Source organism: Candidatus Binatia bacterium (genome assembly GCA_036382395.1).
GTDB lineage: Bacteria > Desulfobacterota > Binatia > HRBIN30 > HRBIN30 > JAGDMS01.
Genome location: DASVHW010000023.1, coordinates 18044 through 28886 on the forward strand (window position 1 = coordinate 18044; position 10843 = coordinate 28886).

The following is a 10843-nucleotide window of genomic DNA, read 5'->3' on the forward strand; positions in this document are numbered from 1 at the left end:
GGAGTTGGAAAACATGCCTGATTTGGTTCCAGTCCACGGTGGTTTGGAAACCCCTGTTTCGCGTACCGTTCCGCTCTCGCGCCGCAAACAGTTCCTTGCCGAAGCGCTCCGGTTGCCGCGCATCGAGCTGAGTCGCGCCGACCTGTCGACGGTCTATCGCATTGCCGACGGGACGCTGTCTCCGTTGACCGGGCCGATGGACGAAGAAACTTGGCACTACGTTCTCGACCACGATGCCCTGGATTTCGGCTTCCGCCGGTATGCGTGGACGGCGCCGATTTCGTTTCCCGTCACCGGGGATGAGGGCCGGCACCTCAAGGTGGGCCATTCCGCTGCGTTGGTGCACGACGGCGACATCGTTGCCATCATACGGGTGTCGAGCGTCTTCGACTGGGACAAGCCGAAGCACCTCGAGGGGTTCTACGGCACCGCGCGCACGGATCATCCGGGTGCGCACCTGATCATGAAGGATTCACGCTCCCGCCTTGTGGGTGGGGAGATCTGGGCGCTGCCGCAGCCGGTGGACACCGAGTACGGGGAATTCGTGCTTTCGCCGCGCCAGGTGCGCACCCTGATTGCGGAGCGCCGCTGGGAGCGTGCGCTCGCGTTCCAAACGCGCAACCCGCTCCACCGCGCCCACGAGTACGCCTTGGTCGCTGGAGTCGAACGACTGACGCGGGAAGGCTACTTTGCCGGCGTGGTGCTCAACCCGCTCATCGGTGAACTCAAGGGTGATGATGTCCCGGCGCGCGTGCGCATGCGGTGCTACCGTGCCCTGCACGAGCAGAAACTCCTGGGCCGGGGTGACAAGGACGAGCCGCTCTGGCAGTCGCGCGGCTACGATCTCAACGAGGTGTTCGAACTCGTGGGCCTGGATATCAAGATGCTCTACGGCGGCCCGAAAGAAGCGGTGATGCATGGCATCTACCGCCAGAATCTGGGCTTTACCGACATCGTCATCGGCCGCAAACATGCGGATGCGCCCTATGACGACGGGAAACCCATCTGGGGCGACTTCGATGCGCAGGAAATCTTCAATAACCTCAGAGGCGACCTGCGCATCCGGCCCTGCAACATCGGATTTGCCGCCTACTTCGACAGCGTCGGACGTGTCGACCTGACGGACACGCATCCAGATGAGCGTCCGATGACCATCTCCGGCTCGAAGGTGCGTGAGGCGCTCACCCAAGGCGAACGGCCGGACGCACGCATCCTGCGCCCGGAAATCGCCGATATCCTGATTGCCTACTACCGCGAGAAGACGGCGGCAGCGTCGTAGTTGGCGGCGCTCTGCGCGCCCTGAGGCGTGCGGCTACCGTTCGTTAGCGATTTCGATGGAGACGCCGAGAACCTCGGTCAGCAATACGTAGAGGGCGACCAGCACGACGATCAGAACGGCCACGGAGCCGGCGGCGATGCCGGTCAGCAGGGCCAGTGCGACCACCGAGGCGAGAGCCAGGAAAGGTGCCATCAGAACCGGCAGCTCGAAAACGGGTCCCCATAACGCTACCCACCGCTGAGCCGCAACGGCCACAGCCGCCGTACGTTCGGTGATCTGTAGCAGTTGAGAGAACATTAATGCAGGACGTCGGCGCCGATCGACAGGATGAGCACGCCGTCGTGCTCACGCGGCCCGCCAACGAGAAACGTGGCGTGGTCCCGCAGCGACAAGGCGGTATCCACGATCGGACGCGTCCCTTCGATCAGCATCACCTTCATCAGCACGCGGTCGTTCTTGAACTCTTTGGGGATCACCACCACGTAGCGGCCGCCCGGGATATCGAACGCGACCCGCTCGCCCCAGGCGACTTGCTGGTGCTGCTCCTTCACCAGCCGATAGGAAGAGTACGCGAACAGCGTACTGAACTGGCGCTGCATGGACGCCAGGCGCTGATCGAATTCCTTGCCCGTGTTACTCGCCAGGACCGCCCCGATGCGGACCTCAACACTATTCGTATGTGGAGCGCTGGTCGGCACCGCCACATTGCCCTGGGCGGCTGCCAGACCGTACACGCCGCAGACGGCGACCAGCGCCGTCACCGCCATCTGGCTGACCGTTTTCACGGCGCGTCTCCGTCGGCCTGGACGTCATTTACCCAGAGCACCGTCGTGCGCGTTTCTGGGTCGTTGAGCACCGCGACCGAGTCCACGTCACTGTCGAGCGACTCGATGGAAGTTGCGTTGTCGACTGCCGCCAACTGAGGGGCCCCCGGCTGCGAGGTCGGTTGGGTGGCATGGGTGAACAGCAGGAGCGCAAATGCCGCGATGGCCGCCGCAGCAGCAAATGCCGGCAAGCGGACGATCCAACCGTGCTCACCATCGTCCCACCACGCGCGCAGGCGCAGCCACCATGGCTGACGTGTGGTCGAGAGACGCCGTTCGATTGCAGGCCAGAAGTTTTCGAAATCGATCTCATCCGCGGCGCTACTGATGCTCTCGCTGATCAATTCCTGCATGCGCTCCAGACGCCGGAGATCCTGCTCGCAGGTGCCACACCGAGCGCTGTGCAAGGCGATGGCACGCATCTGTCGCGGGTCGAGTTCGCCATCAAGAAACAAGGGCAGGAGGTTCGCTGCTTCACGGCAGATCATGACACCCATCCCACGGGCCGTTCAGCCGTTTGCTGTGCGCTATATTGCCCAGGCCACATCGCGTATGGCCCGAGGTTACAGGCAATCTTTGAGCTGTTTTTGCAACTTCTTACGGGCATAATGCAGACGGCTCATTACCGTGCCCTTCGAGCACTGCATCACGCGACTGATCTCATCATAAGAGAGGCCTTCGACTTCGCGCAGCAGTATGACGGCTTTGTGATCAGGGGTCAACTCATCAATTGCAGCGGTGACGCGCGTGCCGACCTCGCGTGCATGCGTTTGATGGTACGGGTCCGTGAGCCGTTCCTCCTTCAAGATTTCCTCGTATCCCTCTCCGGCGCCACCCAAGTCCTCCAATGCGACGGTTGGGTGTCGCCGCTCCCGCCGTTGAAAATCGATCGCGCGGTTTACCGCGATCCGGTACAGCCAGGTGTAGAAGCTCGATTCTCCCTTGAACTTTTCCAGATTCTCGAACGCTTTGACGAAAGTCTCTTGTGCGATTTCAATTGCATCTTCCCGATTGTGCACCATACCCAGCGCCACTGACACCACCTTGCGTTGGTAGCGTTCGACCAGTTCCCGAAAGGCCTCCTTGTCACCGCGGCGGCTGGCACGGACCAGCTCTTGATCGCTAGGCTCCACGGCAACACCCTATAGACGGACGTGCACAGGGCTTATTCATACGGAATTCGTGCGGCGCGCTGGTGTCCGTGATTCGACGGATCATCGACGTGTTGTTGTTCTTCCTCGGCCGAGCCTGATTCATGAGCACGACTTACGCTCAGTGGGCCTCGGCCCAGTTGCGTCCCCATCCGAGGTCGACCCGTAGCGGGACGTTGAGGGGAAAGGCGCCCTCCATCTGCTCACGAACGATCATTGCCATGCGTTCACGTTCGTCCTCGGGGACCTCGAAAACCAGCTCGTCGTGCACTTGCAGGATCATCGCGGCTCGAAGTTGTTCTTGCCCTACCCGCCGGTCGATTGCCACCATGGCCATCTTGATGAGGTCCGCCGCCGAACCCTGAATGGGGGTGTTGATCGCCGTGCGCTCGGCGGCTTGGGCGACGCCCCGGTGCCCGCTTGCAATGTCTGGCAGCGCACGCCGGCGCCCCAATATGGTGGTGACGTAGCCGCGCTGCCGCGCCTCAGCCAGCAGGGCTTCAATGTACGCACGGACCCCGGCGTAGCGTTCGAAGTAGCTGGTAATGTAGCGTTCGGCTTCGTCGAGCGGGACGCTCAACTCGCGGGCGAGGCGTTGCGGACCCATCCCGTAGATGATGCCGAAGTTGATGACCTTTGCTGCCCGGCGCATGGCGGGCGTAACGGCGTCCGGGTGGACGCGGAAGATCTCGGCCGCCGTGCGGGCGTGGATGTCGTCGCCGGCTCGGAAAGCGGCCACCAGCGCCGGATCTCCGGACAAGTGCGCCAGGACCCGCAGCTCGATCTGCGAGTAGTCCGCCGCCAGAATGAGACAGTCCTCCACCGCGATGAAGGCAGCACGGATCCGCTGCCCTTCGTCGCCGCGGATGGGAATGTTCTGGAGATTCGGGTCGCTCGAGCTCAGTCTTCCCGTCGCCGTCACCGTCTGGTTGAACGACGTGTGCAGACGCCCGGTGCGTGGGTCCACTGCCGCGGGCAGCGCGTCGACGTAGGTCGATTTGAGTTTGGCGAGAGTGCGGTACTCCAGGATCTTGGCCGGCAGGGGGTGTTCCGCCGCCAGCCGGGTCAGGACGTCGACATCGGTCGACAGCCCCGTTTTCCCGCGCCGCACGCCCTTGCGAGACAGGCCGAGGCGGTCGAACAACACCGTGCGCAGCTGCGGTGGCGAGGCGATGTTGAACTCCCCGCCGGCCAGCGCATAGATCTCCTGCATGAGGGTGTTGAGCCTCGCCTCCAACTCGCGGCTCATCTGCGCCAGCGCCTCCACGTCGAGTCGCACGCCGCGCCGTTCCATCGCGGCAAGCACCCGCACCAGCGGCATCTCGACCTCATAGAAGAGACGCTCCATCTCGCTGGCGCGCAAGCGCTCGGCGAGCAGGTCGCGCAACGGTGCCATGAGGGCAACCCCAGCGGCGAGGGCTTCAGGGCCGTCCCGGAAGACCGGCAGGTTGATGCCGAGGATGCCGGCAGCGAGGTCCTCGAGCCGGTGCGTTGCCGACGCTTCCAGCAAATACGAGGCGACCATGATGTCGAACGCCGGCGTGACCGTCTGCGCCAAGGCCGCATCCAGGCGCAGCAGGTCCCGTTTGAAGTCGTGCGCAACTTTCTCCACTTGCGCATCTTGGAGCAACCCCTTGAGCGCTTCGGGCGGGTGCGACGGTCCCGCGGAGCCCACTCCAAACAGGTCAGCTTGGGCCGGCTCGGCCGCGAGCGGCACATGGAGCGGGGTCTCTCCGTTCGTGGCGACGACCAGCCCCACGGCGCCGCCGTGCCGTTCCTCGTCACAGGCGAGCGCCATGCGTCCGTGCCGCCGCACGGCAGACGCGAAGGACTCGAGCTGGTCTGCATTGGGGCAACGACGGAGCGCCGCCCGCGCCGGCGGCGTAGTGAGGGACAGCTCGCGGACGAGCTTCTGAAAGCCGAGCCGAGTAAAGACCGGGCGGAGCGCGTTCGGATCGGGACCCTGGTAGCGGAAATCTTCCAGCTTGCAGTCGACCGCGACATCGCGTCGGACGGTCGCCAGGTCACGACTGAGACGTGCCATGTCTGCCTGGGCAGCGAGCAGCGCCGCCAGCTTCCTCGCTCCTCGGATGTCGGTGGCCGCGGCAAGCTCGTCGAGACGGCCGAGCAGTTGCTCGATCGTCCCGAAGCGCGCAATCAGCAAGGTGGCGGTCTTTTGACCGATACCGCGGACCCCGGGGATGTTGTCGATCGCATCGCCCATCAGACCCATGACCTCGACCACCTGCTCTGGGTCGACACCCACGCGCTGCCGCACGGTCTGCCGGTCGCATCGCCGGTCGTGCATCGTATCCCACAGCTGCACATGCTCGCCGACCAGCTGCATCAAGTCCTTGTCGCTCGTGACAATGAGGTTGTCGATTCCCTGCGCCGCCATTCGTCCTGCCACGCTGGCGATTACGTCATCGGCCTCGACGCCGGGGATCGACAGCGAGCGCAGCCCCAGCGCCGCAACGACATCATGCACCAACGGGAACTGCGCCGCGAGATCCTCCGGCATGGCCGGGCGGTTGGCCTTGTAGCGCTCGAACAAGGCGTCGCGGAACGTCGGACCCGGGGCATCGAACACCACCCCGATATACTGCGGTGCGGCCTCGCGGAGCAGCTTCAACAGCATGGTGGTGAACCCGTACACCGCATGGGTCGGCCGGCCGCTCCCATCGGTGAGCGGCGGTAACGCGAAGAATGCCCGATAGACGTACGAACTGGCGTCGATCAGGTACAACACTGGATGTGACCGGGGCATCGAGGCACGGTCGTGACGGTAACAAATGGTATCGTCCAAGTCCACTTTAGTCCTCTCCCGGCTGGGTCTGTCGGTTGCGCGTGACGACAACGGGGCGGCGCGGATATTGACAAAGGGGATTGCTGTGGCTAAACACCCTGCCGTTTAGTCGTGGCCTTTGAATCTTAGACGTGGAGTGTCGTCCTAACTCGCGATGATCGAAGTCCGCAACCTCACGAAGCGCTACGGTGACGTGGTCGCCCTACGCGACATCAGTTTCACTGCCGTCACCGGCCAGATCCTGGGTTTTCTGGGGCCAAACGGCGCCGGCAAGACCACCACGATGCGCGTCATCACCGGCTTCATGCCCGCCACCAGCGGGAGCGTGAAAGTCGCGGGGTTCGATATATTCGACGACTCGTACGAGGTCCGCAAGCGCATTGGCTACCTGCCCGAGAATCCGCCCCTTTACGGGGACATGACCGTGACCAGTTACCTGCGCTTTGTCGGCCGGATTCGCGGCATCCCCAAGGCCGAGCTGCCCGACAGCGTCGATCGGGTCCTGCGGACCTGTGGTCTGGCCGAGGTCACCGGACGGGTCATTGGCCACCTGTCGAAAGGGTTCCGCCAGCGCGTCGGCTTGGCGCAGGCCTTGATCCACAACCCCAGCGTTCTCGTGCTCGACGAGCCCACCATCGGGCTCGACCCGCGGCAGATCATCGAGATTCGTACCCTCATCAAGGACCTCTCCGGTGCGCGTACCGTCATCCTCTCGACCCACATCCTCCCCGAAGTCTCGCAGCTGTGCGAGCAGGTGGTGATCATCGACGAAGGGCGCATCGTGGTCGATGATACGCTGGCCAACCTGACCCAACAGATGAGTTTGGAGCAGGTGTTTCTACGCTACATTACGAAAGAGCCCGCCGAAGAGCGAACGGTGCTGGAGGAGGTCCGGGCGTGAGAAACGCGTTCACCATCGCCGGCAAGGAACTGCGCTCGTATTTCGTCTCGCCCATCGCCTACGTCGTGCTGACGGGGTTCATGCTCCTGGGTGGATGGTTCTTCTTCAACTTGCTGGCCCGATTCAACTTTCTGCTGACCATCTACTCTGCCATGCGCAATCCCGAGGCGCAGACGCATCTCAATCTGAACGACTTCGTCATCGCGCCGCTGCTGCACAACCTGTCCGTGGTGCTGGTGATCCTGGTGCCGGTCATCACCATGCGCAGCTTCGCGGAGGAGAAACGCAGCGGCACGTATGAGCTGTTGATGACCTCTCCGCTGTCGATCACGGAGATCGTGGCCGGCAAGTTTCTCGGGGCGCTGGCGTTCTTGTTGGTGATGATCGGTTTGACCGGCATCTACCCGCTGATCCTGCTGATGTACGGCAACCCCGAAATGGGCATCATCGCTGCCGGCTACCTCGGTCTGCTGCTGCTGGCGACGGCGTTCCTGACCGTCGGCTTGCTGACGTCTTCGTTCACGGAGAACCAGATCATTGCTGCGGTGAGCTGCCTGGTGTTGTTGCTGCTCATGTACGTCATCTCATGGCCGGCGGACACGGCTGGGCCGGTCCTCGGTGCGGTGCTGAAGTACGTTTCTTTGACGGAGCATTTCGGGGAGATGGTGAAGGGAATCATCGACACGAAGGATCTGGTGTACTTTGCCAGCGTCATCCTGCTGGCGCTCTTCCTGACCCAGCGTTCGGTCGAGTCGGTCCGTTGGAGATGAGCCGTGCGCCGCAGTAACTCGTTGTTGGGCCTCATCGGCCTCGTGCTCCTGCTGTTTGCCGGTGTGGCTGCGGTCTTCACGCGCGCCCGCTCCGGCGTCGATATTCTGTACATCTTCGTGAACGGCCTCTTCGGCCTGTTCGCGGTGATCGCCTACCTGAGCGCGGGGCTGGAGAACCTCCGTGGCATGGTGAGCGAACGGTCGACGAAATACGGCATCAACGCGTTATTCGTGTCCGCCGTCTTCCTCGCCGTCGTGGGGTTGCTCAATTACATCTCGACGCGCCACCCCCACCGCTTCGACCTGACGGAACAGGGCGTCTTCAGCCTGTCGCCACAGTCGGTGAGTGTCGTCAAGAATCTCCAGGAGGAGTTGCAGATCCAAGCCTTCGTGGAAGGTGGCGTGAGCCCGGAGCTCCGCGATCTGCTGAGCAACTACCAGTACAACTCCCCCAAGATCAAATTTGAACTCATCGATCCGGACCGCCAGCCGGAAGTGGCCGAGAAATACCATGTGACGGCCTACAACACCGTGCGCTTCGAGTACGGCAAGGAATCGACCACGATTTCCAAACCGACGGAGGAAGCCATCACCAACGCCATCATCAAGGTGTCCCGGTCGATTCGGAAGACCGTGTGCTTTGTCGAAGGGCACGGGGAGCCGGACGTCGATGACGCCCAGAACGCCCACGCGCTGTCGAGCGTGAAGGAGGCGCTCGGCAACGAGAACTGCGAAGTGAAGAAAGTGCTGTTGGCCTCGGTGGACAAAGTGCCAGACGACTGTTCGGTGGTCGCGGTTGCCGGTCCGCAAAAGCCCTATCTGGAAAGCGAGCTGAACGCTCTCGGTACGTATCTCGACGGCGGCGGTCGTGTGTTGATGATGCTGCCCCCGCGCACCGGCAACGAGTTTCAACCGCTCCTGTCCAAGTGGGGGGTGAAGCTCGGCAACGATGTGGTGGTGGACCAGGTCGTCCGCCTCTTCCAGGGCCCGGCGCTCGGGCTGGCGCCGCTGGTGAATACCTATGCGACCCACGAGATCACGCGCGACTTCAAACAGCGCACCGTCTTTCCGATGACGCGGTCGGTTCATGCCGACGCCGCCGGGAAGAAGGGGCTGCAGGTCACCGAACTGGTGAAGACCAGCCCTCAGAGCTGGGGTGAAACCGATCTGGATGCTCTCTTCCAGCGCAGCGAAGCGAGCTTGGATGCCAACGTCGATACGAAGGGTCCTGTGCCCATAGCGGTGGTGACCAACGCCGATCTCAAACAGATGGGTACCGGCAAGGAAGGGACCGCGCGGCTGGCGGTGTACGGCAGCGTGGAGTTCGCCAGTAACCGCGAGGTCGACGGCACGTACTACAATCGCGATCTCGTGCTCAATACCGTCGATTGGCTGGCAGGACAGGCCGACCTGCTCTCCATTCGACCGCGGTCGGTCCGTGCATCGAGGGTGCAGTTTACCGCCGACCAAGGTACCGTGATCTTTTACCTCTCCGTGCTGCTCATCCCGGAGATACTCCTGATCGTGGGCATTGCCGTCTGGTGGCGGCGCGAATAACCGCTTGGTTGGCAGGGTATGATGCGCAGTTGTCGTCCTGCTCCGTTGGCAGTCCTCTTGACTCCGTCCCGCTGAGATGCGCTTCCGTAGCACACTCGTTCTCCTCCTGCTGTTGGTCGGACTCGGCGCCTACGTCTATTGGGTGGAGGTGCCGAAGTCGGAGGAAGAGGCCAAGAAGAAGACGCTGTTCGAGTTCAAGGCCGATGACGTGACCGAGGTTTCGCTCGTCTATGCCGACAGCGAGATCGTGCTGAAGAAGGCTGGCGAGGACTGGCGACTCATCAAGCCTCTCGATACGGCCGCTGACGCGACCACCGTGAAGAACCTGATCAACGCCATTGCCGAGGCGGAGGTGAAGAAGACCTTCGACGACGCAGCCAATCTGGCTCAGTACGGGCTCGATCCGCCGTTCGCCAAGGTGACGGTAAAGCTGAAAGACAAAGACTTGCCGACGGTCCTCGTCGGTAAGAGCACCCCGGTGGGATTCTCGGCGTACGTGAAAAGGGTGGACGAACCCAAAGTGGTGCTGACGACCGCGGCCTTCCGGTCCGGCATGGACAAGAAGGTGAAGGACCTGCGCGACAAGACGCTACTCAACTTCGCCGACAAGGACGTGCAGAAAATCGAGATTCACACAGAGGGAAAGGATCTGGCACTCGTCCAGAAGGATGATCGCTGGAGTATCGAACGCCCGGGGAAGTATGCGGCTGACGCTGCCGCGATGCGCACGTTCCTGTCGACACTGCGCTCCATGCGCGCCGTCGATTTTGCCGCCGATCAACCCACGGACCTGGGCTCGTACGGTCTCGACAAACCCCGCCTCAAGGTGAGTCTCTACCTCGGCAAGGACAACGCCGAGAAGGATATCCTGATCGGCAAGGACGCCGAGAACAAGCAACTGTACGTCCAGGGAAGCGGACAGCCCACCGTCTATGTCGTCAGCGATTGGATCCTGCGCGACCTGAACAAGGGCATAAACGATTTCCGCGATAAGACGGTTCTGGCTTTCGACCGCGACAAGATTGCGAGCGTCGAGGTCAAACGCAAGGACGGCGGACACTTCAAGCTCGTTCGGGACGACAAGCAGTGGCGCGTCGAAGGAATTGGCGAAGGCAAACCAGCGCCAACCGCCATCAGCCAGTACATCGGCGACCTTCATGATCTCGTGGGTTACGAGATCATTGCCGACGGGCCAACCGACCTTGCCTCGCTCGGGCTGGATCAGCCGCTGCTGACCCTGAGCGTCTTCGGCGAAGAGAATAAGCCGCTCGCTACCGTCTTACTAGGCAGCCGCCCAGGGGATTCGCCAAAGAAGGATTACACGGCGATGACCGAGGGTGGACAGACGGTCTTTCTGGTCCGCGACTACCTGGTTACCCGCCTCGATAAACAACCGCAGGACTTTATCGAGAAGCCGACACCGTTGCCCGCTTCGGGAACGCCGAGCCCACAGCTGAATCCTGGCGCCGACGAACCTGAGGACGAACCCATGGGCGACGAGCCGATGGGTGGAGCCGATCCGGGTGACGAGCCGCCGGGTGGCGAACAGGACTGA

Annotated in this window: 10 protein-coding genes; 5 read left to right on the forward strand and 5 right to left on the reverse strand. The window is 62.5% G+C overall.

The genetic code is table 11. From position 1 onward, the window contains the following. Nucleotides 1-13 precede the first annotated feature (13 nt). The gene (locus VF515_01335; GenBank protein HEX7406267.1) at nucleotides 14-1279 is read left to right on the forward strand and encodes a sulfate adenylyltransferase; all 1266 of its coding nucleotides are present in this window, start codon (nucleotides 14-16) and stop codon (nucleotides 1277-1279) included. 33 nt (nucleotides 1280-1312) lie between these two features. Here VF515_01335 and VF515_01340 read toward each other — a convergent pair whose 3' ends face one another. The 5 genes from VF515_01340 to polA all read right to left on the reverse strand — a co-directional run bounded on the left by VF515_01340 (nucleotide 1313) and on the right by polA (nucleotide 6021). Beyond that, entirely contained in the window at nucleotides 1313-1471 is a 159-nt protein-coding gene (locus tag VF515_01340) for a hypothetical protein (GenBank protein ID HEX7406268.1), read from the reverse strand. A gap of 104 nt (nucleotides 1472-1575) precedes the next feature. After that, complete coding sequence (locus VF515_01345) at nucleotides 1576-2064, reverse strand: hypothetical protein (protein HEX7406269.1); 489 nt, start codon at nucleotides 2062-2064, stop codon at nucleotides 1576-1578. Next, nucleotides 2061-2591, reverse strand: coding sequence for a zf-HC2 domain-containing protein (locus VF515_01350; GenBank protein ID HEX7406270.1), 531 nt, complete (start codon nucleotides 2589-2591; stop codon nucleotides 2061-2063). Before VF515_01350 ends, VF515_01345 begins: the two co-directional genes overlap by 4 nt. 75 nt (nucleotides 2592-2666) lie before the next feature. Further along, nucleotides 2667-3236, reverse strand: coding sequence for a sigma-70 family RNA polymerase sigma factor (locus tag VF515_01355; protein ID HEX7406271.1), 570 nt, complete (start codon nucleotides 3234-3236; stop codon nucleotides 2667-2669). 139 nt (nucleotides 3237-3375) lie between these two features. Further along, a complete protein-coding gene (polA, locus tag VF515_01360) occupies nucleotides 3376-6021 on the reverse strand; it encodes a DNA polymerase I (GenBank protein ID HEX7406272.1) in 2646 nt (881 codons plus the stop codon). Nucleotides 6022-6214: 193 nt separating this feature from the next. Between polA and VF515_01365 the strand changes: the two genes are divergently transcribed. From VF515_01365 to VF515_01380, 4 genes are all read left to right on the forward strand, one after another. Further along, nucleotides 6215-6961, forward strand: coding sequence for an ATP-binding cassette domain-containing protein (locus VF515_01365; protein HEX7406273.1), 747 nt, complete (start codon nucleotides 6215-6217; stop codon nucleotides 6959-6961). Then, nucleotides 6958-7731, forward strand: coding sequence for an ABC transporter permease subunit (locus VF515_01370; protein ID HEX7406274.1), 774 nt, complete (start codon nucleotides 6958-6960; stop codon nucleotides 7729-7731). The genes VF515_01365 and VF515_01370 overlap by 4 nt, the downstream gene beginning before the upstream one ends. A 3-nt stretch (nucleotides 7732-7734) precedes the next feature. Beyond that, entirely contained in the window at nucleotides 7735-9288 is a 1554-nt protein-coding gene (locus tag VF515_01375) for a Gldg family protein (GenBank protein HEX7406275.1), read from the forward strand. A 76-nt stretch (nucleotides 9289-9364) separates the two neighbouring features. Further along, nucleotides 9365-10843 carry a DUF4340 domain-containing protein gene (locus tag VF515_01380; protein ID HEX7406276.1) on the forward strand — a complete coding sequence of 493 codons (1479 nt, stop codon included), beginning with the start codon at nucleotides 9365-9367 and terminating at the stop codon, nucleotides 10841-10843.

Coding starts and splice junctions, on each gene's coding strand:
- VF515_01365 (HEX7406273.1), top strand. CDS start 6,215: ATGATCGAAGTCCGCAACCTCACGAAGCGCTACGGTGACGTGGTCGCC.
- VF515_01350 (HEX7406270.1), bottom strand. CDS start 2,591: ATGATCTGCCGTGAAGCAGCGAACCTCCTGCCCTTGTTTCTTGATGGC.
- VF515_01380 (HEX7406276.1), top strand. CDS start 9,365: ATGCGCTTCCGTAGCACACTCGTTCTCCTCCTGCTGTTGGTCGGACTC.
- VF515_01340 (HEX7406268.1), bottom strand. CDS start 1,471: ATGGCACCTTTCCTGGCTCTCGCCTCGGTGGTCGCACTGGCCCTGCTG.
- polA (HEX7406272.1), bottom strand. CDS start 6,021: ATGCCCCGGTCACATCCAGTGTTGTACCTGATCGACGCCAGTTCGTAC.
- VF515_01335 (HEX7406267.1), top strand. CDS start 14: ATGCCTGATTTGGTTCCAGTCCACGGTGGTTTGGAAACCCCTGTTTCG.